This is a genomic window from Longimicrobium sp. (assembly GCF_036399935.1).
Taxonomy (GTDB): domain Bacteria; phylum Gemmatimonadota; class Gemmatimonadetes; order Longimicrobiales; family Longimicrobiaceae; genus Longimicrobium.
In genome coordinates this window covers 27,181-49,851 of sequence record NZ_DASWMD010000004.1, presented here as the reverse complement: position 1 = coordinate 49,851, position 22,671 = coordinate 27,181, and the positions used below count along the sequence as shown (strand labels likewise).

Annotated in this window: 21 protein-coding genes and 1 tRNA gene; 18 read left to right on the top strand and 4 right to left on the bottom strand. The window is 72.2% G+C overall.

Annotated features, from left to right (window positions below; genetic code table 11):
- Positions 1 to 685, top strand: a 685-nt coding sequence (locus VGB24_RS01615; protein ID WP_331071204.1) for a sigma 54-interacting transcriptional regulator, incomplete at its 5' end; no start/stop codon positions are given.
- A gap of 134 nt (positions 686 to 819) precedes the next feature.
- Here the strand turns inward: VGB24_RS01615 and VGB24_RS01610 are convergent.
- From VGB24_RS01610 to VGB24_RS01595, 4 genes are all read right to left on the bottom strand, one after another.
- A complete protein-coding gene (locus VGB24_RS01610; protein ID WP_331071203.1) occupies positions 820 to 1,815 on the bottom strand; it encodes an HD domain-containing phosphohydrolase in 996 nt (331 codons plus the stop codon).
- Between the two features lie 58 nt (positions 1,816 to 1,873).
- Positions 1,874 to 1,996 carry a hypothetical protein gene (locus VGB24_RS01605; RefSeq protein WP_331022844.1) on the bottom strand — a complete coding sequence of 41 codons (123 nt, stop codon included), beginning with the start codon at positions 1,994 to 1,996 and terminating at the stop codon, positions 1,874 to 1,876.
- A gap of 319 nt (positions 1,997 to 2,315) precedes the next feature.
- Positions 2,316 to 2,717, bottom strand: coding sequence for a response regulator (locus VGB24_RS01600; protein ID WP_331071202.1), 402 nt, complete (start codon positions 2,715 to 2,717; stop codon positions 2,316 to 2,318).
- A gap of 242 nt (positions 2,718 to 2,959) precedes the next feature.
- Positions 2,960 to 3,331, bottom strand: a complete 372-nt coding sequence (locus VGB24_RS01595; protein ID WP_331022842.1) for a response regulator — start codon at positions 3,329 to 3,331, stop codon at positions 2,960 to 2,962.
- A 511-nt stretch (positions 3,332 to 3,842) separates the two neighbouring features.
- Between VGB24_RS01595 and VGB24_RS01590 the strand changes: the two genes are divergently transcribed.
- From VGB24_RS01590 to VGB24_RS01510, 17 genes are all read left to right on the top strand, one after another.
- Positions 3,843 to 4,748 (top strand): hypothetical protein, encoded by a 906-nt coding sequence (locus VGB24_RS01590; RefSeq protein ID WP_331071201.1) that lies wholly within the window; start codon positions 3,843 to 3,845, stop codon positions 4,746 to 4,748.
- Positions 4,732 to 5,928, top strand: coding sequence for a hypothetical protein (locus VGB24_RS01585; protein ID WP_331071200.1), 1,197 nt, complete (start codon positions 4,732 to 4,734; stop codon positions 5,926 to 5,928). The genes VGB24_RS01590 and VGB24_RS01585 overlap by 17 nt, the downstream gene beginning before the upstream one ends.
- 200 nt (positions 5,929 to 6,128) lie before the next feature.
- A complete protein-coding gene (locus tag VGB24_RS01580; protein ID WP_331071199.1) occupies positions 6,129 to 6,746 on the top strand; it encodes a hypothetical protein in 618 nt (205 codons plus the stop codon).
- Between the two features lie 98 nt (positions 6,747 to 6,844).
- A tRNA-Arg gene (locus VGB24_RS01575) sits at positions 6,845 to 6,918 on the top strand.
- A gap of 504 nt (positions 6,919 to 7,422) precedes the next feature.
- Positions 7,423 to 7,617 (top strand): hypothetical protein, encoded by a 195-nt coding sequence (locus VGB24_RS01570; RefSeq protein WP_331071198.1) that lies wholly within the window; start codon positions 7,423 to 7,425, stop codon positions 7,615 to 7,617.
- A 468-nt stretch (positions 7,618 to 8,085) separates the two neighbouring features.
- Positions 8,086 to 8,778, top strand: coding sequence for a thioredoxin domain-containing protein (locus VGB24_RS01565; protein ID WP_331071197.1), 693 nt, complete (start codon positions 8,086 to 8,088; stop codon positions 8,776 to 8,778).
- 66 nt (positions 8,779 to 8,844) lie between these two features.
- Positions 8,845 to 10,008, top strand: coding sequence for a hypothetical protein (locus VGB24_RS01560; protein ID WP_331071196.1), 1,164 nt, complete (start codon positions 8,845 to 8,847; stop codon positions 10,006 to 10,008).
- The gene (locus tag VGB24_RS01555; RefSeq protein WP_331071195.1) at positions 10,005 to 11,078 is read left to right on the top strand and encodes a hypothetical protein; all 1,074 of its coding nucleotides are present in this window, start codon (positions 10,005 to 10,007) and stop codon (positions 11,076 to 11,078) included. Before VGB24_RS01560 ends, VGB24_RS01555 begins: the two co-directional genes overlap by 4 nt.
- Before the next feature lie 135 nt (positions 11,079 to 11,213).
- On the top strand, positions 11,214 to 12,086 hold the full coding sequence (locus VGB24_RS01550; protein ID WP_331071194.1) for a hypothetical protein: 873 nt from the start codon (positions 11,214 to 11,216) through the stop codon (positions 12,084 to 12,086).
- 299 nt (positions 12,087 to 12,385) lie between these two features.
- Positions 12,386 to 14,302, top strand: coding sequence for a chemotaxis protein CheA (locus VGB24_RS01545; RefSeq protein WP_331071193.1), 1,917 nt, complete (start codon positions 12,386 to 12,388; stop codon positions 14,300 to 14,302).
- Positions 14,292 to 14,678: a response regulator gene (locus VGB24_RS01540; protein ID WP_331071192.1), complete on the top strand. Its 387-nt coding sequence runs from the start codon at positions 14,292 to 14,294 to the stop codon at positions 14,676 to 14,678. The genes VGB24_RS01545 and VGB24_RS01540 overlap by 11 nt, the downstream gene beginning before the upstream one ends.
- Positions 14,675 to 15,097 (top strand): chemotaxis protein CheW, encoded by a 423-nt coding sequence (locus tag VGB24_RS01535; RefSeq protein ID WP_331071191.1) that lies wholly within the window; start codon positions 14,675 to 14,677, stop codon positions 15,095 to 15,097. The genes VGB24_RS01540 and VGB24_RS01535 overlap by 4 nt, the downstream gene beginning before the upstream one ends.
- Positions 15,094 to 17,076, top strand: a complete 1,983-nt coding sequence (locus tag VGB24_RS01530) for a methyl-accepting chemotaxis protein (protein WP_331071190.1) — start codon at positions 15,094 to 15,096, stop codon at positions 17,074 to 17,076. The genes VGB24_RS01535 and VGB24_RS01530 overlap by 4 nt, the downstream gene beginning before the upstream one ends.
- Entirely contained in the window at positions 17,069 to 18,955 is a 1,887-nt protein-coding gene (locus tag VGB24_RS01525; protein ID WP_331071189.1) for a HEAT repeat domain-containing protein, read from the top strand. Before VGB24_RS01530 ends, VGB24_RS01525 begins: the two co-directional genes overlap by 8 nt.
- Entirely contained in the window at positions 18,955 to 19,800 is an 846-nt protein-coding gene (locus tag VGB24_RS01520) for a protein-glutamate O-methyltransferase CheR (protein ID WP_331071188.1), read from the top strand. The genes VGB24_RS01525 and VGB24_RS01520 overlap by 1 nt, the downstream gene beginning before the upstream one ends.
- Complete coding sequence (gene cheB / locus VGB24_RS01515) at positions 19,797 to 20,861, top strand: chemotaxis-specific protein-glutamate methyltransferase CheB (RefSeq protein WP_331071187.1); 1,065 nt, start codon at positions 19,797 to 19,799, stop codon at positions 20,859 to 20,861. The genes VGB24_RS01520 and cheB overlap by 4 nt, the downstream gene beginning before the upstream one ends.
- The gene (locus tag VGB24_RS01510; RefSeq protein WP_331071186.1) at positions 20,861 to 22,471 is read left to right on the top strand and encodes an ATP-binding protein; all 1,611 of its coding nucleotides are present in this window, start codon (positions 20,861 to 20,863) and stop codon (positions 22,469 to 22,471) included. Before cheB ends, VGB24_RS01510 begins: the two co-directional genes overlap by 1 nt.
- Positions 22,472 to 22,671 lie beyond the last annotated feature (200 nt).

Sequence of the window (22,671 nt, the reverse complement as noted above, 5' to 3'; positions counted from 1 at the left end):
CGGGCTGTTCGAGGTGGCGGACCGGGGCACGCTCTTCCTGGACGAGATCGGCGACCTGGCGCCGGAGCTGCAGCCCAAGCTGCTGCGCGTGCTGGAAACCCGCACCTTCCGCCGCCTGGGCGGCACCCGCGAGATGACGGTGGACGTGCGCCTGCTCGCCGCCACCAACAAGGACCTGACCGCCGAGGTGCGCACCGGCAAGTTCCGCGAAGACCTGTTCTACCGCCTGTCCGTCTTCCCCCTCACCATCCCCCCGCTGCGCGACCGCAGCCGCGAAGACGTGCTGGAGCTGATGCACCGCTTTCTCCGCGAGCTGGGCGGCCGGCATCCCTCCTCTCCCGGGCAGCTGGCGCCCCGCGCCGCGACGGCGCTGGCCGAGTACGCCTGGCCGGGCAACGTCCGCGAGCTGCGCAACGTGCTGGAGCGCGCCCTGGTGCTGGCGTCGGGCGCCGAGCGCATCGACCTGGAGCACCTTCCCGAGCCGCTCCGTGCCCGGGGCGCCCCGCGCGCCAACCGCGAAGACGCCGAGATCCTGTCGCTGGCGCAGGTGGAGCAGCGGCACATCGAGCGCGCGCTGTACCTGCTGAACGGCAACCGCACCGCCGCCGCGGAAAAGCTGGGGATCTCGCGAAGCACCCTTCACGCGAAGATCGCGCAGTACGGGCTGGAGTCGGCGGGCCGGTAATCCAGCCAGGAAACGTCGCTCCAGTGCGGCTGTCCCCCTGCTGGTGAAGCCCCGCGCCCCTTGCGGGGCTTTTCGCTTTTGCCGCCGCGGCTTCCGCCGCTCCCGACCCGGATTGCTCGTCCCCGTCCAATCCCTCAGCCACCCAGCACGCGGAAGAGCGCCGCCACGGCCGCGGGGTGAAAGCGGTCTTCGGCGCCGTCGCGCAGCAGGGGCTCCCAGTAGCCGCGCGACATCGCCGGGCGGTAGGCGCGCGGGTGGTTCATGGCGTCCCACACGTCCACCACCCGCAGGATGCCGATCAGCAGGTACTCCGGCGCGTCGGGGGGCACGTGCGTGGCCAGGTCGGCGTGGTCGGTGCCCAGGTGCTCGATGACCGCGGCCAGGGGCTGCAGCGACGGCACCCCGCGCACGATCTCGGCGCCCACCTTGAAGTGCCCGCGAATGCGCTCCAGCTCGCCCGCGTCCAGCGGCTCGGTCTTGTGAAGCAGCTCCACCGGCACCGAGATCTTGCCCAGCTCGTGAAGCTGCGCGGCCGTGGAAAGCAGGTGGGTGCGCTCGTCGTTCAGGTTCAGCACCAGCGCCACCTTGCGGCACATGTCGCCCACGCGCTCGCAGTGGCCGTGCATGTACACGTCGCGCGCGCCGATCGTCCGGGCCAGCGCCTGCACCATCTCGCCGCGGGCGTCTTCCACCTCGCGCTTCAGCCGGTCCATCGACCGCCACATCTCTGCCCGCAGCGCGCGGAAGTCCTGCTCCACCCGGCGCAGGGCGTCTTCCAGCTGCGTGCTCACCCGGGCCGTGTCGAAGGGGCGGGGAAGCACGGCGAAGCGGTCGTTGACGGCCCGCCCCGGCCCGCTGAACGGCGCCCCCGGCTCGGTGACCACCAGGTGGCATCCCGCCCCGTTCAGCTCGCGGAAGCGGCGCACGTAGGCGATGTGGTCGTACGAACGCTCGCAGCCCAGGTCGCTGATCATCACGTCGGGCACCAGCCCGTCTTCCAGCGCATGCAGCGCTTCCTGGCCGTCGGGCACCACGCTGGCCAGGTGCTGGCCGGCGCGGATGATGGGCTCGAGCTCGGCGATCACGTCGCGGCGGTCGCTGACGATGAGAATGCGTCCGGTGAACATCATGGCGGGTTCCTGGGCGAGACGTGGAGGGCGGTTCGATGAAGGCGGGTGATCGATCGGGCTACAGCAGGGCGCCGGCGTACGCGGCCACCATGCAGGTGGTGAGCGCCGTGGCGGCCTGCATGGCCAGGCGCAGCGAGCGGGCGAAGCGGGCGCGGGCCTCGAGGCGTTCGTAGCGGGTCATGGAAGGTCTCCTGTCGTGGGGTTCGGTCCGCGGGTCCCTCGTTGGACCCTCGCGGCGGCTGGCCCAGGACAAGGCGAATGGCGTTCCGCGATGCCGGTTCGCTCTATGTTGTTTGTCGGGATGGAGTTACGGTTTTCTCAGGAGGACCGCGGAGAGGGTGGGAAACGTGCGGATTTCGGACGGGGCCGGGGAGGCGGGTGGCGAAAGTACCGCGTCGTTGCTGGGGATTCGGGGGATGTGTGCGGATTTCGAACGGTTGGCGCCGTGTTCCGGATGCGGACCGGGGAGGTCCGTGCGGGGGGCCGGGGCCCCCCGTGGGTCAGTGCGCGCCGATCAGCGCCTGGACGGCGCCGGCGAGCTGCTCGAAGGTGAAGGGCTTTTGCAGGAACGCGGTGCCGTGGCCGGCGATGCCATAGCGCACCACCTCGTTCTCGGGATGTCCGGAGATGCACAGGATGGGAACGCCGGGCCGCAGGTCGCGCAGGTGGTGCGACGCCTGGTTCCCCGTCATCCCGGGCATCAGCACGTCCACGACCATCAGGTCGATGGCCCCCTCGTGGCTCGCGGCCACGTCCAGGGCTTCGGGCCCCGTCGCGGCCTCCAGCACGTGGTAGCCGGAGCGCTCCAGCATGCGGCGCGAGATGCGCCGGACGCCGTCGTCGTCGTCCACCACCAGGATGGTGGCGCGCGGCTCGCGGGCGGATTCGGTGGGTTCCGTCACGTCGTTCCAGGGCAAGGCGGCCTGCAGGTGTCCGCTCCCCTCGCGCGCGATGCGGAGGTCGAGCGGCCGGGACAGGCCTGAATCTATCCCCCACCCGTGGGTGAGCGCCACTTTCGCGTCTTTTGCTGGGGGGGACGAAGTCGGCGTGGATGCGGGGATTGGGGGTGCGCCGCTGGACCCCCGCGATGCGATGATCGCGGGGCGGCGGGGTCCGCGGCCGGGCGGGTGCCCGGCCCGGGGCTTCACCAGCCCAGCGCGGCCGAGACCTGGCTGGCCAGCTCCATGGGGTCGAACGGCTTCGACAGCACGCCGGCCACGTCGAGCTCCGAGAAGCCGCGGCGGTCGCAGGAGCGCACCTTGGCGGTCAGCAGCAGCACGGGAATGCCGGCGGTGGAGGGGTCGGTCCGCAGCGCCCTGACGGTGTTGGGCCCGTCCATCCCCGGCATCATCACGTCCAGCAGGATGGCGTCCGGCCGCCACTGGCGCGCCATCGCCACGCCCTCCAGCCCGTCCTGCGCGGTGTGCACCTCCCACCCCGCCGTCATCTCGAGCGTGACCTGCGCGACCTCGCGGATGTCGTCCTCGTCGTCGACCAGCAGAATCGTGCGGTTCATCGTGTTCCTTTCCCGGCGCACGGCTGCGCGCCTTCCCAGGGTGGCGGCCCGTGTGGGGCCGCGAGTCTCACCGTCCGTGATCCGTCCGCCCGGACCGCTGCCCGAAATCCGGACGAATCCGTGTAACTCCCGTCCCCGCAACCGCCTGCATTGCGCCCCCCGCGCCGTCTCGTCCGGAATCCGAACGATTTCCTTCGTTGGCCGGGGCTGGCCGTCCGCAGGTCAAGTCGTGTCGTTGCAACAGGTTGTGGGAAACGGGGTGGAGTGTGAGCCCTCGGGTGTTAGGCAGCGTCCGCGCCATGCCGCAGGGCGCGAAGGCGGGTCTCGGTGGCCTCACGCCGAGGCCAAGAGGGACGCCGCCACCGGGAAGTTGCGGTCGTCGACTGCAGCCCAGCCCGTGCACCGCGCAGGACAGGATCAGCTACGGAAATCGTGTGTCGTTTTCGGACTTTTTGGTACAGAAGTCGCGAGTCGCGCGAGACTCCAGCGGGCCTTTTGAGACGAGAAACTCATGATTGCAATCTATTGTGCGGTTCGGGACCTGGAGCGGCGCCTGGAGCGGTCGGTACCCGAGGAGCGCGAACCGTTCACCGTCCGGGCGTGGGACGAGTTCGAATCCACCGCGCCGCGTGCCGACTGCTCGGTGGTTCTCATCACCTGGTTGCCGGGAGCCTCGGAGACAGAGAGCCTGGCGACCTTCAAGCGCCATCATCCACAACACCCGGTGGTGCTGGTGACGCGCGGCGACATGACCAATGCGCGTGCGCTGGCCGGAATGACGGTAGAGGACGTGGTGTGGCTGCAGGACGTGGAGCGCGACCTGCCGGCAGCGGTGGGCCGCACCTGCGTCCTGAGCCAGTCGCGAACGCTGGCCGACGCGCTGTCACAGGGGCGGCACCTTCCCCCGCGGCTGCGCCAGGCGCTGCTGCTGGCCATCAGCGCGCCACGGCCGGTTCGCACGGTCTCGGGGCTGGCCGCGGCGGTGGGGTGCGACCGGCGCACGCTGTGGCATCACTGGAACGCCGCCTGCCCCGGGCCGCTTCGGGTGCAGGATTTTCTGCACTGGGTGCTCTTGATGCGCGCCCTGGGCGGCAAGACCCGCGACCGGTCGTGGGCCAGCGTGGCGGAAGAGGTGGGCATGCATCCCGACAGCCTCGGGCGGCTGGCGCGCCAGCTTACCGGGTTGGGGCTGCGCGACCTCGACACCGGGCGGCAGGCCACGGTGGCCGACCTGTTCCGCACGCGGGTGCTTGGGCAGGTGCTTGCGGGCGAGCCCGACAAACTCATGTTTATTGGACAAAATGCGGTAGAGCGGGAGCGGGGGAACGGTAAGATTGGTGGGCGTTCACAACGGGTGCACGCACGGCAATCGGTAACCACGAAACCCGCAGGAAAATCCGATGACCTCGCTTCGTAAGCGCGCAGTCCACGGCGCTGTGCTCGCTTCGACCGTCCTGGGCTTCACCGCCTGCTCCGACGCCGGCGCACCGCTGGCCACCGAGACCACCCCGGCCGCCACGTCGACTGCGCCGACCACCCCCGCCAACGAGCGCCTTGCGCGCCTCGTGGCGCTGGCCGCCCGCGACGCCTCCGTGCGCGGCCTTCTGCACCGCTCCTTCGCCGCTTCGAACGAGCGCGAGGGCAAGCTGCTGCTGGACGCGTACCTTCGCGCCGAGGGTGCGCCGCTGCTCCGGGCCATGAGCCGCGCCACCGGCATGGGCCAGGACGAGATCCTGGCGCTGCTGGACGAGACCGGCCCTATGGAGATGTACCTGCCCGTCGAGGCGCACCGCGCCGCGTGGCGGGGCGGTGACGACCTGGTCGTGGCCACGCTCATGCTCGACCACACCGTGCCCGCCGGTTTCGATCTGGCCGGCCGCCCGGTGCAGCTTTCGAAGGACGCGGCGCCCTCGGTGCCGGCCATCTCCATCGTCCCCGCCGAGGGCTTCGACGAGGCCGGCGCTCCGAACCACACGCGCACCGGCCAGCCCCGCTCGTACGCCGGCGTGAGGTTCCACCACACCACCGTGGGCACGCCCTGGACGGGCCTGTGGGTGAACGAGGTGCACACCTCGAGCGACTTCGAGGGCTGGGCCTTGGGCAACGCCGAGTTCGAGCTGTACCTGCAGGACGCCAACACCCGCGAGATCCTGGTGTGCGCCGAAGCCGGCAGCATCGAGCCGTACCGCTGGGACCTGAACGGCGACAATTACTCCAGCCCGTTCCTGATCGCCGCCGAGGGCGAGGTGCCCGAGGGCGTGGTCCGCACCGTGGCGCTGTACGAGGACGACGACGGCCGTTGCGTGATCCGCGACGAAAAGGACTACTGGAAGCTCGCCGCCGACGGCCTGACCTCCACCTATAGCGCATACAAGGCCATCAAGGACCGCCAGTTCCAGAACGGCGAGTGGGTGATGCACCTGTCGAACGCCTACATGTCGTTCAAGTCCATCGCCAGCGGCAACGACGAGTTCGTCGGCGTCTCGGCCGGGGTGGACGATGTGGGCTCCACGGCCAGGACCATGTGGCTGAAGGACTCCAACGGCAACAACCAGGGCTCGCTGGTCCTGCAGTACAAGACCGACGTCGCCCACTGAAGCGGACAGTTCGCATTCGGTCTGGATGACACTGCGGGCCGCTCTCATGGGACGGCCCGCACCCTTGTATCTTGTTCCAAGGCAGACGGTTGCGTGTGTCTCCGCGGTTTTTTGCGGCGTAGCGGGTGCGTGATCGGGCTGCCGGAACGTGAGTGACCGGCGAGGGTATGCCGTGCCGGAACCCAGGAAGGAGATCCCTGATGAGAAACACCATGTCTGGACGGGCCGCGGCGTCGCTGCTGGCCCTGGCACTGCTGGCCGGCTGTGGCGACGCCCCGTTCGTCCCCACGGAAACCATCGAGGCCGGGAGCATGACTTTCGAATATTCGGGCGCCGTAGCGGGCAGCTTCGCGGCGGACGGCGCGCCGGAGGTCGATCAGAAGGCGCGTCCGCGGCCCGGCACCTGGGCGGTGGCCGGCGAATCGCACTTCTCCGCCGAGAAGGTGATCATCACCGGGTACAGCAGCAACGCGCAGGGACAGCCCGTGCTGATGGCCTTCTCGGTGCCGCGCGTCACCGGGCCTGCGACCATCGACATCGATACCAATTGCGTGACCCCGGAATGCTCGAGCCTGCTCCTGCTGGTAGGTTCCGACCCGCGCGACCCGCACGGGACCTCGGCGCTGACCTGCGACATGCAGCGCGGCACCCTGCAGGTTACGTCGGCGGGTGCCGACCGCATGGCGGGCACCTTCTCGGGCGAGGGCTTCTGCGTCGCGAACGTGCGCACCGATCCGTTCATTCGGTTCACCGTCCGCGACGGCACCTTCGACGTGGATGTGGTCGAGGGGCTGCGGATCGGCGTCAACGTCGAATAGCCGGTGACGGATGGGTTACGGCGCCATCGGCGTGAGGGGGAGGCCGGGCGGCGATCGGTTGACCGAAACGGCGGGTCCGCTTACCTTTTTAGCCGTTCGCCCTCGTAGCTCATCCGGATAGAGCGCAGGATTCCTAATCCTGAGGTAGTGGGTTCGAGTCCCGCCGGGGGCATGTGAAAAGAGGGTCGCACCGCAGCCGCGGTGCGACCCTCTTGTTTGTGCGTGACCCCAATAGAGCTCAGCCGCGCCACTCCCGTGCGCCGCCTTCTCCCACGCCCGGCTGTCTCGCGGGCGAAGCCGCGACCGGCTGATCCCGGTGCTGTCCAGATCCAAGTGCGCCACAATCTTCCCGAACGCCCCATTGAGTCCCTTGCCCGGGGATGTGTTCTGGGACGACATAATCCCGGACGATTTCCATTTAACCGTGCCGGACCAGCCACTCACGGACCTGCATCACTGCACCATTCCGAGTCGAAGTGCACCAGAATGGTGCACTACTTGCGTTGTTGTGGACATTGTGGTAAACCGTGCCAGTCAGAGCTACCGCCCGCAGGTTCAATGGCTTAAGAGAGAATGGCGCACAATGGACTGACGTTTGCCGCATTGCTTTGCCGCGCGACCCGCGTTGATGAAGGTTCCGCCAGTCGATTTTCAAACGTTTACCTTGGAGATGAAGATGAAGAATTTCGCACGGCTCCTCAGCGGAGCACTGTTCGGACTCGCGCTGCTCGTGTTCGGATTCGGGGCGACGCCCGCCGCCGCGAGCTCCGCCGGAGGCGGATTCTGCGACGAGACCGAGAACTACGTCTGCTGCTGCTCCACCAATCCGGATGGCTCGATCATCGGCTGCTCCTGCATGCCCAAGCCGTAGACCCGAGCGGCACTCGCGATGGGGAGAGGGTCGCGCCTCGGCTCCCCGGCGGGTTGCCGGCCGAAGTTTCAGACAGGTCCCGCAGTTCAGGTAAAACTTCCCTTCAGCGCGGAGAACGTCCCTGTGAACCGAATCGGCAGATTTGCAAGCGGTGCCTGCGTGGGCGTGGCACTCTTCTCGGTCGGAGCCGCCGTCGCACCGGCCGCTGCAAGCAGCACCAGCGGCGGGTTCTGTGACGAGACGGCGACCTACGTGTGTTGCTGCACGACCTTCCCCGATGGCTCGATCCAGTCGTGCCAGTGCCAGCCCAAGCAGGTGGTGGGCAACTGAGTGAAGGATGATCGTGCCCGGGCGAGTTGCGAGCCTGGCCCTCGGCCGGCTCGTGGCTGCCCGCCCGGGCGCCGATCCGCGGATCGCCACCCGACGCCGCAGCGCGGATTCCGTTCCCTTTATCGTGGAGGACGTTCCTTGAAGAAGCTCATCCCTCGGTTTCCGATCGACCCGTACTTCCTGGCGGGCATCGTGGCCATCCTTGCCGCGGGCCTGTTCTACCGGGCTCAGCTCGGGGCCACGACTCCACGCGCGCCAGCCCTGGCGTCGCTGCCCGCCGGCTTCACCCAGGCGCTCGACACGCTGGGCGCCGGGCGTTCGGAAGGACGGCCGGGCGCTCCGGTTCATGTCGTGGAACTCTTCGACTATCAATGTCCGGCCTGCGCGGCTGCACACGAAAAGACGGCGGCCGCCATCTCCCGGCTCGTCGAGGCGGGAAGCATCCGCTACACCTCGTACGACCTGCCTCTGCCCAACCACGCGAATGCAATCCCCGCATCGGTGGTCGCCAACTGCGTGGCCGACGAGGCACCCGCGAAGCTCGCGGCTGTCCGGCGCCGGCTGTTCGCGTCGCAGGCAGCCTGGGAGCAGGCCTATCCAGCGGAGCCTGCCCTCCTCGGGGTCATCGGCGCCACCGGGGTAGACACGGCCGCGGTGCGGGGCTGCGTGGCCCGGACGGGGCCGCATCGCGCCGCCCTGTACCGGAAAACCTGGGCAGCCTCGCGTGCCGCCGGGGTGACGTTTACGCCGGCATGGTCGGTCAACGGCAAAGTGGTTCCCTGGCCGGCTCTCGAAGAGGCCATCCAGGCCACACTCCAGTCCAGCAGGTGAGAGCACTCCTCGTCACCCGGCATCCAGACCGCTGGGGCGAATGCCAACTCCATCCATCATCAGCCTATGCACCGCATCAATCGTCTGGTCTATGGTGCCCTGGTCCTCGCGGCTGCGTGCGGCCGGGCTTCGGCGGAGGGCACCGGGAACACCGGTCCTGAGTGGACCCTCTCGGCGGAGCCCACCTTCTCGGTCGGGGTGGCCGACGGGGACCCGAACTACCAGCTCTTCAACGTTGCCGGCGCGACGCGCATGCCGGACGGGCGTGTTCTCGTCCTGAACAGCGGGAACAGCTCGGTCGCCGCGTACGACCAGGGAGGCCGGTTTCTCTTCTCGGCCGGGCGGAAGGGCCAGGGCCCGGGCGAGTTCGAAGCACCCACCTGGCTCGGGCGGACGCAGGGGGACACCGTCGCCGTGTGGGACGAGCGGCTGAAGCGTCTCTCCTTCTTCACCGCGGCGGGAGCGTTCAGCCGGTCCGTGCAGGCCGCGAACGCGGACGGGATGTTCCCGAAAGCCGTCGGGCTGTTCCGCAACCAGACGCTGGCGCTGGATCCCGGGCCGAACATCATGGCGATGATGCAGGGTGAGCGTGGCATCCGCCGCGATTCGGTCACGCTGCACCGGGTTCGCCCCGACGGATCACGGGGGGGCTCCCTCGCCAGGTACGCGGGAAACGAAGTGCACGTGGCTGACCGGGCCACCGGGTTCGCCTGGAACGATCCCCCGTTCGCGCGCCAGTCGTTCGCGGTGGTCGCGGGCGATCGGTTGTACGTGGGCGACAGCGGATCGGGAGAGATCACGCTCTACTCGCGCGAAGGGGCCCGCGAGACCGTCGTCCGCAGTCCGCACGTCGCGTGGCGCGTGCGGCCGGAGGATGTCGAGAAGTACAAGGCGGACCAGCTGGCGATCATCGAGGAGCCGGAACGGAAGCGCGAGATGGAGACCACGCTCGAGGAATCTCCGGTGCCCGAGTTCGCGCCTGCGTTCGGCGCGCTCCTCGTGGACCCGGACCAGAACATCTGGGTCCAGGCGTATCCCCGGCCGTCGGAGGAACGTGTGCGGTGGGCGGTGGTCGGCCACGACGGGGTCACCCGTGCTTCGGTGCAGATCCCGCGGGCCGTGCGGGTCCTGGAGATCGGTCGAGACTACGTGCTCGGCCTCCGGCGCGACGATCTCGGAGTCGAGAAGATCGAGATGTACGCGCTTCACCGGGAGAGCGGGAGGCAATGATGCCGCATCGCAGCGGATGGGTCCTGCTCGCGGCAGCTGCAGCTGCCCTGGCTGCCTCTACCCCCGGCAGCGCTCAACTGGAGCCTCGCCGCCTGCGTGTGTTGGGCGGGGGGGCCGATGCGTCGCTCTACCGCGTTCAGGCGGCCACGTTCAGTGGAAGCGATCTCCTGGTCCTGAGTGGCGCGGCCCCGGCCGTTCATCTCTTCGAGGGGAACCGGCAACGCTCCTGGGGCCGGCGCGGACGGGGCCCCGCCGAGCTGACCCGCCCCCAGAACATCGTCTGGTCCGGAACCCGGGTCCTGGTGCGTGATTCCGAGTTGCGGAAGATCGCGTCCTACGACCGGGCGGGAAACTTCCTGGGTACGCGCCCGCTTTCGGGGGGGATGGTGGTGCGCCTGGAGATGGCCGGCCGCGACACCCTGGTCGAGTTCTTCGGCCAGCAGACACAGACGGTCGTCCGGCTGCGCGGAGCCCGGCAGGACACGCTTTTCCGCTACGGGCATTCCGGGGAGGTCATCCGGCTATCCGCTCCTGGCGCGCCGTCGCTTACCATGCCGCCGCCCTTTGCTCCGCGCGCCGCGTGGGCACCGTTGCCGGACGGCCGCATCGCATTCTGGGATGGCCAGGAGAACGCGGTGAGGCTCCTGGACGGCAACGGACGTGTCGTGGCCCGGTTGCCGCTTCCCGCGGACCGGCATCCCGTGACGGGGCCGGACCGGGAGGCGTGGTTCGCGACGGCGATTCCGTCGGAGATCCGGGGGCAGAACGTTTTCGCGCCGCTTCGGCGCGAAGCCCGCAGCCAGGTGCGGTTTCCGGCGCGGTTCCCACCGGTTCTCTCGCTCCGCGGCGACCCGTCCGGCGCCGTGTGGGTGCAACAGACCCCCTCTGCCACCGGTCAGCGCTGGGTGATTCTCAAGCAGGGCCAGCCTCCCGTCCACGTCCGGCTGCCTTCGCGCCAGACGCTCCTGGCGATTGGCGGAAGCGAGCTCGCGACGCTCGCCAAGGATGCGGACGAGGTAGAGTCGATCCACGTGTACGCGCACCCACAGCGGACTGGCGCGCGCCGCTAGGAAGTCCTGGCCCTTTCAGTCGCTCACCTCCGGACCCGCCTTGCCGGTGATCCGAAACGCGGGATCGATTACGCGCCGCAGTCGCGCTGTGCCGTGCAGCTACCATGCTGATCGACAAGGACCAGGAGCACTGCCATGGATCGCAAGAGCGCCGACGAGTTGCAGGAGCACATGCTCGGCACGTATTTCGGTCTTCGTGTCGGGCTCGTGGTGATCGGAGTCGCACTGCCCCTGGTCGTGCTGTTCGCGGGGGGCGTCCTGCACCACGTGTGGCTCGAGCCGTCGATCAGCGACTACTACCACGCCGGACCCCGGGCGCTTCCCTTCTTCACCACGAGGGACTTCTTCGTCGGTGGTCTCTTTGCCGCTGCCGCCTGTCTGTACCTGTACAAGGGCTACAGCAGCAAGGAGAACATCGCGCTCAACCTGGCGGCGGTCTTCGCGTGCTTCGTTGCCCTTCTTCCCACTGCGTCCGGAGACCACGACGAGGGCCTGATCTCCGCGTTGCACGGGACGTCGGCGGTGCTCTTCTTCCTGTGCATCGCGTACGTGAGCCTCTTCCACTCGCGCGACACGCTGCGTCTCCTGACGCCCGCGAGGCGTGCGCATTTCGCGCAGCAGTACCTCTGGACCGGCCTGGCGCTGGTCGTATCCCCCCTCATGGCTGTCCTGATTTCCGTCACCCTCGAGGGCCGGTTCCGCGCGATCATCTTCTGGTTGGAGTCGTGCGGGGTGTGGGCGTTCGCGTATTACTGGTTCGTAAAAACACGGGAGATGCGCGAATCGAGAGCGGAGAGGCGCGCGCTGGACGCGGAGCTCCGCCGGGAGGTCGTACCACTCACGCCGCCGGCCGAGGCCGCCGCGACGGGTCCGGGCGGGATGTCCGGGGCGATGCTCCGAAAGCTCTCCCCTGGATCCGGCAACGTGGAAAGGATTGTTCCGGCTGGCTCGACCCCCGCGGCAGCGGAACCCTCGTCCATCGGTCACGCACCCGGGCCGCCTCGATGAAGTGAAGCCGGCAGACGCTGCTTGGCTGCGCGGTGTGCAGCCGGTGGGTTCGGGGACGCCGAGGAGGAGGACGAGCCCACGAACCGGGTTTCGCAGTTCCTTTAGCTCGGGCCTCTACGGCGTGAGCGGACTCCGATGGTATCCTGAGGTAGTGGGTTCAAGTCCCACCGGGGGCATGTCAAAAAGAGGCAATAGGCCTGGGCTGCTGCCCGGGCCTATCGTGTTGTGGCGGCAGAGATGTCCGCTCGGCGGCATTTGTCGTTTCTGCCGCCCGCCGCTGCCGGTGGTCGTAAGCTTGCATGACCGTTTACGTTGCGGGCACCCACCACTGGCACTGGACGGACACGCTGTCGGACCTGCTGGACCTTTCCGAGCTCTTCGGCGACTTTCGCGACGAGGGCCGCGCCCAGCTGGCGCGGCTCGATGCCGTGCTGGCCGGGCTGGACGCCGGACAGGCGCCCGACGAGGCCCAGCGCGCCGAACTGCTGCGCGCGCTGCACACCATCAAGGGAAACGCCGCCATGCTGGGGCTGCGGCCCCTGCAGGAGCTGGTGCACGGCGTGGAAGACGCGTTCAAGCGCGCTCCCGTGCCGGCGGTGCAGGGCGTGCTGCCGCTGGAGACGCTGCACCGCGCCGCCGCTGCCCTTCGTCGCGCGCTGGAGGACGCAGGCGGGCCGGAGCAGGAGCAGGCGTTCGCGCCCCTGGCCCCCCTTCGCGCGGAGCTCGCGGACGCGCTCGCCGCCCCCGCGCCGTCCGCGGAAGTCGCGGATGACGAGTCGGCCGCTGGGGCCGCGGAGACCCTGAACGACGCGTCGGCCGCGGTGCCGTCCGCACCCGCCGCGCGCGATGCGGAAACGGAAGCCTCGGCATCCACGGAAGCCGCGCCGGTTCCGCCGTCCATCCCGCCGCGCGTTCCCATCCCGGACGAAAGCGCCGTGCCGCCGGCCGCGGCGCCCGCACTCGCCGCGCGGACACCGTCGCCGGGGGACGCGCCGGTGCCGGAGCGGCGGAGCGAGGCGGGGGCGCGGGAAGAATCGCTGCGCATTCCGTTCGCCCGGCTGGACCCGCTGCTGGGCCAGGTAGACGACCTGGTGCGCGCCGTGGAGGGGCTGCGCGCGTGGATGGCGGAGAACGCGCAGGCGCTGCAGGCGGCGGGGCTGCGCCGCGGGGCCGCCGAGCGGCTGGAGGAGCTGGAGGCGTCGGCTTCGGCGGTGCGCCGCGGCGCCACGTCGCTGCGGCTGGTGGCGGTGGAGCGCGTGTTCTCGCGCTTTCCCCCGCTGGCCGCCGAGCTTGCCCGCGAGCGCGGCAAGCGCGTGCGCGTGGAGCTGCACGGCGAGGGGACGGAGCTGGACAAGGCCACCTCCGACGCCCTGCTGGACCCGCTCCTGCACCTGGTGCGCAACGCCGTCGACCACGGGGTGGAGCCGCCGGACGAGCGCCGCGCGGCCGGCAAGCCGGAAACGGCCACCGTCCGCCTCTCCGCCGCGCAGGAGGGCGACCGTGTGCGCATCGAGGTAGAAGACGACGGGCGCGGGCTGGACCGCGCCGCCATCGAGAGCCGCGCCCGCCAGCTGGGGCTGGTGGCCGAGGGCGAGGCGCTGGACGAGGACGAGATCGACGACCTGCTCTTTCGCCCCGGCTTCAGCACGCGGACGGAGGCGGACGAGGTTTCGGGGCGCGGCGTGGGGCTGGACGTGGTGCGCGAGGCCGTGTCGCGGCTGCGCGGCCAGGTGCGGGTGGAGGACGGCGACGAGGGGGGCACCCGCTTCGTCCTGCTCGTGCCGCTGACGGTGGCGCTGGTGCCCGTCCTCTTCTTTCAGGCCGCGGGCGAAACCTTCGCCATCCCGGCGCTGGACGTGGAAGAAACCCTTCGCGCCGGCGCGCCCGGCCGCACGGGCCCGGCCGAGACCGTGGCCGTGCGCGACGAGGCCGTGCCGCTGGTGCGCCTGGACCGGGTGTTCGGCTGGGAGCCGGCGCCGGACCCGCGCTTCGTGCTGGTGCTGCGGCGCGGGGCGCGGGCGGCGGCGCTGGGCGCCGACCGGCTGCTGGCGCAGGACGCCGCCGCCGTGCGCGCGCTCCCGTCGGCGCTGGGCGGGCCGCGCGGCGTGTCGGGGGCGGTGGTGGACGCGCGCGGACGGGTGGTTCTGCTGCTGGATCCGGGGGAGATGCTGGAGATGAACGTGGACCTGTACCGGGGAGGCGCGGGTGGGGGATGAACGGCGACGCCGGCTGCTGGTGGTGGAAGACAGCCCCATGATGGTGCGCATGTACCGCATGGTCCTGGGCCCGCACTACGAGCTGGCCTTTGCCGCCGACGGGGCCGAGGGGCTGGACGCCGCCGCGCGCGACCCGGAGGTGCACGGCATGGTGGTGGACATCAACATGCCGGGGATGGACGGCCTGGAGTTCGTCCGCCGGCTGCGGGGGGAGCTGGGGATGACGGCCGTTCCCGTTCTCGTCTGCTCCACCGAGGCGTCCGAGGCGGACCAGGCGGCCGCGCGGCAGGCGGGGGCGAACGGGTTCCTTCCCAAGCCCTGGCAGCCCGCCCAGCTGCTGGCCGCGCTCGCCGCGCGGCTGGACGGGGCGGCGTGAGCACGCTTTCGGTGAGCGTGGGCGGCGCCGAGTTCGGCATTCCCGCCGAGCGGGTGCGCGAGGTGCTGCGCCCCCCGCCGGTCACCCGGGTGCCGTTCGCGCTGGACGGCGTGCTCGGAATCGCCCAGGTGCGCGGGACGGTGCTGGCCGTCGTGGACCTCGGCGAGCGGCTGGGACTTGCGCCGGTGGGGGGGGCTGGGCGCCTGGTGGTGGTGTGGGGGGGCGGACGCGAGGCGGTGGGGCTGCTGGTGGACCGCGTGGTGGGGCTGCTGGAGGAGGACGGGGACGAAGAGGACGCCCCCGACGAGGCAGCGGCGGCGCTGCCGCCCGGATGGCTGGCCGGCATCGCCGTGCCGCGCTCCGGGCGCCGCGTGGCGCTGCTGCACCTGGAACGTGTCCTGGGCGAAGAGGCAAGATGAGCGTGTCGGAATGGTTCGGCGACATGCGGGTGCGCAACAAGATCCTGCTGGGCTTCGTGCCCGTGCTGGCGCTGATGGGGATCATCGCCTTCACCGTGGCCGTGCAGGGGCGGCGGCTCACCCGGCTGGATGCCGAGTCGCGGCGGGTAGAGGACGTGCAGCGCGCGGCGGTGCAGCTGGAGGTGGCGCTGGCGGACCGCACCCTGGCGTATCGCGACTTCCTGCTCAGCGGGCAGGACACGGCGCTCACCATGTACGCCGAGGCCGACCGGCGCGTGGAGCGTTTCCACGCCGACGCCAAAGGGCTGGTGAGCGACCCCGTGCAGGAGGCCCGCCTGGACAGCGTCGTCGCCCTTGCCGGTGACTGGGTGAGCACCGTCGCCACGCCGGGGATCGCGCTGCGCCGGGCCACCCTGCAGGCCGGCGGGCCGCCGCTGGACTCCGTCGTCCGTTTCGTCCAGTCCGGTGTGGGGCGGCGGGGGGCCAACCGCGCCCGCGACGTGCTGTCCCGTTTCCACGAGCAGGAAACCAGGCTGTCCACGGCGCGCCGCAACGACGTGCGCGCCGCCACCGGCCGCGCGCGCGACACCGCCGTCTGGCTCACCGTGCTGGCGCTCGCCGTCGCCGTGGGTACCGCGTGGTTCCTGGCCACCCGCATCAGCAAGCCGCTGCAGGACGCCGTCCGCTTTGCCGCCGGCGTGGCGGAGGGCGACCTGACGGGGCAGGCGAAGGCGGGGAGCCGCGACGAGCTGGGGCAGCTCACCGACACCCTGAACCGCATGTCGCGCGACCTGCGGGGCGCCGTGGGGGGGGTGAACACCGCCGCCGTGCAGACCGCCGCCGCGGCCGAGCAGATCTCGGCCACCTCGCAGCGCATGGCCGCCACGGTCGACGAACAGGTGGCCGCGACGGAGGAGACGTCCACGTCCATGGAGGAGATCGCCGCCCAGATCACCCGCGTGGCCTCCAGCGCGGAATCCCTCGCGGCCTCGGTGGAGCAGACCAGCAGCTCCATCGCCCAGATGGGGCAGTCCATCGAGCACACCGCCGGCAGCGCCGACACGCTGGGGACGGCGGTGGAGGAAACGTCCGCCACCATCGAGGAGATGGCGGCCAGCATCCAGCAGGTGGGCCGCCACGTGGACGAAACGCGCCGCATTGCCCTGGACGCCAAGTCCGCGGCCAGCACCGGCGGCGACACGGTGGACCAGACGGTGGCGGGGATGCGCCGCATCCACGACGAGGTCAACCGGCTCACGGAGCGCATGCGCGTGCTGACCGCGCAGGGCGAGTCGGTGGGGCAGATCTCCGAAACCATCGAGGACATCGCCGACCAGACCAACCTCCTGGCCCTGAACGCGGCCATCGAGGCCGCGCGCGCGGGCGAGCACGGGCGCGGCTTCGCGGTGGTGGCGCAGGAGATCCGCCGGCTCGCCGAGCGCTCGGTGGAGTCGGCGCGCGAGATCGGCCACACCATCAAGGCGGTGCGGGGCGGCGTGGATTCGGCGATGGAAAGCAGCGGCGCGCTGGGCGAGCGGACGGAGCAGGGAATCACCCTGGCCGAGGCGGCGGCCACCGCGCTGGAGCGCATCGTGGCCGCGGCGGCGCGGACGGCGGAGCTGATGCAGGAGGTGTCGCTGGCCACGGAGCAGCAGGTGCTGGCCGCCCGGCAGGCGCAGCAGGCCACGCAGCACATCCAGCACGTTTCCGAAGAGGTGCGCATCGCCACCCGCGAGCAGGCGCTGGCCAGCCGGCAGATCGTGCAAACCACGGAGAGCATGAACCAGCAGACCCAGGAGGTCTTCGCGGCCACGGCCGAGCAGAAGCGGGGTGGGGAAATGATTCTGCGCGCCACGGAAAACATCGCGCAGGGCGCCCGCGCCGCGCAGGCTTCCGTGCGCGAGGCGCGCAGCGCGGCCGACGACGTGGCCGCGCAGGCCGCGCGCCTCACCGAGCTGGTGAGCCGCTTCCGTGTCTGACCCGGCACTGGCGGAGGAGCTGGCCGGGCTGCTGGAAGCCGGGCGGGGCGGCGAAGCGGCGGCGCGCGCCCTGGCCGGCGCGGCGGACGAGCGCACGTGGGTGCGCGACCGCGCCCTGGCCGCGCTCCCCCGGCTGCCTCACGCGCGCCTCCTGCTTCCCGCGCTGGAGGCGGCCCTGCGCGACGGGGGCGACGCCGGCCGCCGCAACGCCGCGCGCTCCATCCTGGCCGCGCTCGCCGCGCCGGGCGCGCTGGCCGGGGCGCAGCGCGCGCTGGACCGCCTGGTGCGCCACGACGCGGACCCCGACGTGCGCCTGCTGGCCGCGTCGGCGCTGGGCGAATCCGCCAACCCCGCCGCGCGTGCCGGGCTGGAGGCAGCCCTGGGCGACGTGGACGCCAACGTGGCCGCCGCCGCCGCGGACGCGCTGGGCTCCCTGCGCGATCCCCGCTCGGTGGAGGCGCTGGCCGCCGTGGCGGGGGGCGGCGATCCCTGGCGCGCGCTGGCGGCCGTCTTCGCGCTCGGCCGCATCGGCGCGGCGCGGGCGCTGCCGGCGCTCGCGGCCGCCACCGCCGACCCCCTGCTCGCCGGCGCGGCGGTGGAAGCCATCGGCGAGCTGGGGGAGCCGGCGGGGCTGGACGCACTGCGCGGTCCGGCCTTCTCGGACGACGCGGAGCTGCGCCGTGCGGCGCTGGCCGCGGCGGCGGGGCTCCTTCCCGGCGCGACGCCGCCGCCGCCGGAGTGGCTGCGCGAAGCGGCGCGGGCGGACGCGGACGCCCTCGCCGCGCGCTTCGCCGGCGGGGCGCCGGCGGACGACCGGGCGGCGGTCCTGCTGGGCGCGGCGGGAACGGAGGCGGCGGCGGCGCTGCTGGCCGACGCGCTGGGAGACCCGGAGCGCGGGCCGGCCGCCGCGGGCGCGCTGGGGCTGCTTCCCTCCGATGTCGCCCTGGCCGTTCTCCTTCCCCGCATCGAGGCCGCGGACGCGGGGGCGCGCGAGGAGCTGCTCGCCGCGCTTCCCCCGCTGCCGGACCGCGCCGCCGCCGCACGCGTCGCCGCGCTGCTGGACGACGCGGACCCCGAGGTGCGCGCCACCGTGGCCGAGGCGCTGGGGCGCGCGGCGCCGGCGGCGGAGGTGCGCGCGCTGCTGGCGGAGGCGCTGGCGGAGCCCGCCCGGCGCGCCGGGGCCGCGCTTGCGCTGGGCCGCCTTTCCGGCGGCGACTGCCAGCTGCTGGTGCCCCTGCTGGAAGACCCGTCCGCCGAAACGCGGCGCGCGGCGGCGGAGGGCATCGCCCGCTGCCCGGGAGACGCCGTGGCCGCCGCCGTGGCCGCCGCGCTGGCGCGGGAAACGGACCCGGCCGCCATCCGCGCGCTCGCCGCCGCGCTTGCCGTCACCGCCGGGGCCGGGGCGGTGGCGCCCCTCGCCCTCCTGGCGCGCGGGCCGGACGCGGGCGCGCGCTTCGCCGCGGTGCGGGCGCTGGGGCGCACGGGCGCGGCGGAGGCGCTGGAGGTGCTGCTGCAGGTGCTGGGGAACGCGGACGACCCGGGGCTGGAGGCGGCGGCCCTGCACGCGCTGGGCGAGCTGGGCGACCCGCGCGCGGCCGAGGCCGTGGCGGCGCGGATCGACGGGGACCACCGCGACCTGCGCCGGGTGGCCGCCATCGCGCTGCGCAAGATCGCGCCGGCGGGGGCCGAGGAGCGGCTGGTGCGCGCCCTGGCCGACGCGGACTGGCGCCTGCGCCTGTCGGCCGCCCGCACGCTGGAGCGGGTGCATGCGCCCGGCGCGGAGCGCGCGCTGCGCGCCGCCGCCGAGCACGACGCCGACCCGCTCGTCCGCCGGGCCGCCGCGCGCGCCCTCGCCGCGTCCCACACGGCCGCCGGCTGATGGCGGTTCCGTTCAACGACGAGGAGTTCCGCCTGTGGGCGGAGTGGCTGGCCGAGGAGCTGGGCCACCGCTGGGGCCCCGAGCGGCGCGAGATCCTGCGCACCCGGCTGGAGCCGCGGCGCGCGGCGCTGGGGCTGGAGTCGTTCGACGCCCTCCTCTTCCACCTTCGCTTCCACCCCGAGCGCGAAGCGGAGCGGGTGCGGCTGGTGCCGCACCTGACCAACAACGAGAGCTACTTCTGCCGCGAGCAGGGGTCGCTCGACGTGATCGGCGGCGAAGTGCTGCCGGAGCTGGCGGCGCGGCTGGGCCTCGGCGGACAGGCGCGGCTGCTGAGCGCGGCCTGCTCCACGGGCGAAGAGGCGTACACGCTTTCCATCCTGGCCCGGGAGCGCGGGCTGTTCGCCGCGCCCGGCGCGCTGCGGGTGACGGGGGTGGACGTGGATCCCCGGGCCCTGGAGCGGGCGGAGGCGGGCGTCTACAGCGGCCACGCCTTTCGCGCCACGGATGACTCCTGGCGCGCCCGCTGGTTCGAGCCGCGCGGCGAGGACGTATGGACGGTCAAGCCCGCGGTGCGCGCGTCCGTGCGCTTCGCATCCGCAAACCTGGTCCAGGACGGCTGGTGGACGGCGCTCGGCCCCCAGCACCTGGTCCTTTGCCGCAACGTGATGATCTACTTCGACGAGGGCGCCGTGCTGCGCGCGGCGCGGGGGCTGTGGGAGGCGCTGGCCCCCGGCGGGTACCTGTTCCTGGGGCACGCCGAGAGCCTGCGCCACGTTCCCCTCCCCTTCGAGCTGCACCGCCGCCCGGGCGCGCTCTTCTACCGGCGCCCCCTGGAGGCCGCGTGACGGAAGAGCCCGCGCGCGTGCTGCTGGTGGACGACAGCGCCTTCGTGCGCCGGGCCACGGAGCGCATGCTGGGCCCGCTCCCCGGCGTGACCGTGGTGGGCGTTGCGCGCGACGGCGAGGAGGCGCTGGCCCAGGTGCGCGCGCTGCGCCCCGACCTGGTGATCATGGACGTGGAGATGCCGGGGATGGACGGGATGGCCGCGCTGGAAAGCATCATGCGCGAGTGCCCCACCCCCGTTCTCCTCCTTTCCTCCCACACCCAGGCGGGGGCGGAGATCACCCTGCGCGCGCTGGAGGCGGGGGCGGTGGACTTCATGGACAAGGGCGCCGGCACGGGGATGGACATCCACGCCCTGGCGCCGCTGCTGCGCGAAAAGGTGGCCGCCGCGCTGCGCGCCCGCACCGCGCCGCGGGCCGCGCCCCCGCATCCCCCGCGCCCGTCGCCGTCGTCGTCAAAGGCGGGCGCCACGGCGGCCGCCGCGCGGCAGGGGCGCTACGAAGTGGTGGCCATCGGCTCGTCCACCGGCGGGCCGCGGGCGCTGGCGGAGCTGGTTCCCGCGCTCCCCGCCGGCTTCGCGGCGGCCGTGGTCATCGCCCAGCACATGCCGCCCGGCTTTACCGAAACGCTGGCGGAGCGGCTGCACCGGCGCAGCCCGCTGTACGTGGCGGAGGCCCGCGACGGCGACCCGGTGGTGCCGGGGACGGTGCTGATTGCGCCGGGGGGGCGGCAGATGGCGGTGAAGCGCGCGGCGGACGGCACCCTCTCCATCCGCCTGTGGGACGATCCATCGAGCCTGCACAAGCCCTGCGTCGACACGCTCTTCGATTCCGTGGCGCGGGCGGTGGGGGGCGCGGCCGTGGGGGTGGTGCTCACGGGGATGGGGAACGACGGGGCCGAGGGGCTGGCCCGCATCCGCGCCGCCGGAGGCCGCGGCCTGGTGGAGAGCGCGCGGACGGCGGTGATCGACGGGATGCCGTCCGCGGCCCGTGGATCGGCGGAGCGCGACGTGGACCTGGAAGAGATGGCCGGCGTGCTCGCCTCCATCGTGGGAGTGGGGTGATGGCGCGCGTTCTCGTGGTGGACGACCAGAAGGTTTCGCGGGCCACCGTGGCCGCCATCCTCAACGCCGCCGGGCACACGGTGGAGAGCGCCTCGTCGGGCCCCGAGGGGATCGAGCGCGCCCAGGCCGAGTGCCCCGACGTCATCGTCCTCGACGTGCAGATGCCGGGGATGGACGGCTTCGAGGTGGTGGAGCGCCTCAAGCAGGACGCATCCACCGCCCCCATCCCCATCCTGCTGCTCACGGCGCAGGCCCCCACCGAGGAGCTGCTGGTGCGCGGGCTGGACCTGGGCGCCTACGACTTCCTGAACAAGGGGTGCAGCCGCGCCGAGCTGCTGGCGCGCGTGGGGGTGATGGCGCGCATCAAGCGCGGCTACGACGAGCTGGCGTCGGTGGCGCGGGTGTCGGGGCTGGCGCTGGAGGCGGTGGACCTGCAGGCGCTGGCCGACGGCGTGGCCGGGCAGGTGGCGCGCACCTTTCGCGCGGAGGTGGTGCTGCTCGCCATGCCCGGCGCCGCGTCCGTGCCCGAGGTGCGCGCCGGCTTCGGCATCGGCCCCGACGAGCCGCGCTGGTTCGTGATGGTGGACCTGGTGCTGGAGCGGCTGTCGTGCGTTCCCGGCGCGCCCGCCGCGCGGTTCATGGCCGAAGACGACGGGGAGTGGCCGTACGCCCTGGGCGCGGGGGCCGGGGTGTGCGTGGCGCGCTCGTCCGGCGGCCCGGCGATGCTCGCCGCCTTTCGCGCGGACGCGGTGCCCTTCGGCGACGAGGACCTGGCCCTGCTGGGGCTGCTGGGGCGGCAGGCCACGCTGGCGCTGGACAACGCCGTGCTGCACGCGCAGACGCGGCAGCAGGCGCGCGCGCTCGAGGAGCAGGCGTCGGTGCTGGAGCAGGCCATGACGGAGCGCTCGCGCTTCTTTGCCAGCATGAGCCACGAGCTGCGCACGCCGCTCAACGCCATCCTGGGCTACGGCGAGTTGCTGCAGGAGGGGGTGTACGGCGACCTGACGCCCACCCAGGGCGGCACGCTGGAGCGGGTGGTGCGCAGCGCCCGCCACCTGCTGGAGCTGGTGAACGACGTGCTCGACATCTCCAAGATGGAGGCCGGCAAGCTGGAGATGTTCCCCGAGCCGACGGAGCTGGCGCTGCTGCTGCGCGACGTGGCCGGCACGGTGGAGCTGCAGGCGCGCCAAAAGAAGCTGGAGCTGGAGATCCGCCCGGGCGAGCCCGTGCACGTGGTCACCGACCCCGGCCGGGTGCGCCAGATCGTGCTGAACCTGCTTTCCAACGCGGTCAAGTTCACGGACGCGGGCTCCGTGCGGGTGACAGTCTCGTCGGCCGGCCGCTGGGCCGAGGTGCGGGTGGAGGATACGGGGCCCGGCATCAGCCCCGAGGACCACGAGCGCGTGTTCCAGGAGTTCGAGCAGACGGGCGGGAGCGCCGGCCGCGGCGGCACGGGGCTGGGGCTTCCCATCTCGCGCCGGCTGGCCGGGCTGCTGGGCGGCAGCCTGAGCCTGGAGAGCACCCCCGGCCAGGGCTCGGCCTTTACCCTGCGCCTTCCCCTGGCCGCGACTCCTCCCCCGCCGCGCCCCGGCGGCACGCGCGCGCCGTAGCCGGCGACCGGGGGTGCCGCGGTGGCGGTGGTGTCCCCCGGCCAGAATGGCTCCCCGCATGCCCCCGTTCGTTCCCCTTCCGAAACCGCCGGTCGCACTCCCGCCTGACCGATCCCGGCGAGCGGCCCCAGCAGCCCCTCACGCCCGTGGATCTGACGACGAGCGGTGAGGGATTCAGATCCTTTTCCGACGTCACGATG

What these genes read in the sequence shown, in the direction of transcription:
- VGB24_RS01610 (WP_331071203.1), bottom strand. Translation starts at nt 1,815, where the DNA reads ATGATGTTCACCGGACGCATTCTCATCGTCAGCGACCGCCGCGACGTG.
- VGB24_RS01605 (WP_331022844.1), bottom strand. Translation starts at nt 1,996, where the DNA reads ATGACCCGCTACGAACGCCTCGAGGCCCGCGCCCGCTTCGCCCGCTCG.
- VGB24_RS01595 (WP_331022842.1), bottom strand. Translation starts at nt 3,331, where the DNA reads ATGAACCGCACGATTCTGCTGGTCGACGACGAGGACGACATCCGCGAG.
- VGB24_RS01590 (WP_331071201.1), top strand. Translation starts at nt 3,843, where the DNA reads ATGATTGCAATCTATTGTGCGGTTCGGGACCTGGAGCGGCGCCTGGAG.
- VGB24_RS01585 (WP_331071200.1), top strand. Translation starts at nt 4,732, where the DNA reads ATGACCTCGCTTCGTAAGCGCGCAGTCCACGGCGCTGTGCTCGCTTCG.
- VGB24_RS01580 (WP_331071199.1), top strand. Translation starts at nt 6,129, where the DNA reads ATGAGAAACACCATGTCTGGACGGGCCGCGGCGTCGCTGCTGGCCCTG.
- VGB24_RS01570 (WP_331071198.1), top strand. Translation starts at nt 7,423, where the DNA reads ATGAAGAATTTCGCACGGCTCCTCAGCGGAGCACTGTTCGGACTCGCG.
- VGB24_RS01560 (WP_331071196.1), top strand. Translation starts at nt 8,845, where the DNA reads ATGCACCGCATCAATCGTCTGGTCTATGGTGCCCTGGTCCTCGCGGCT.
- VGB24_RS01555 (WP_331071195.1), top strand. Translation starts at nt 10,005, where the DNA reads ATGATGCCGCATCGCAGCGGATGGGTCCTGCTCGCGGCAGCTGCAGCT.
- VGB24_RS01550 (WP_331071194.1), top strand. Translation starts at nt 11,214, where the DNA reads ATGGATCGCAAGAGCGCCGACGAGTTGCAGGAGCACATGCTCGGCACG.
- VGB24_RS01545 (WP_331071193.1), top strand. Translation starts at nt 12,386, where the DNA reads ATGACCGTTTACGTTGCGGGCACCCACCACTGGCACTGGACGGACACG.
- VGB24_RS01530 (WP_331071190.1), top strand. Translation starts at nt 15,094, where the DNA reads ATGAGCGTGTCGGAATGGTTCGGCGACATGCGGGTGCGCAACAAGATC.
- VGB24_RS01520 (WP_331071188.1), top strand. Translation starts at nt 18,955, where the DNA reads ATGGCGGTTCCGTTCAACGACGAGGAGTTCCGCCTGTGGGCGGAGTGG.
- VGB24_RS01510 (WP_331071186.1), top strand. Translation starts at nt 20,861, where the DNA reads ATGGCGCGCGTTCTCGTGGTGGACGACCAGAAGGTTTCGCGGGCCACC.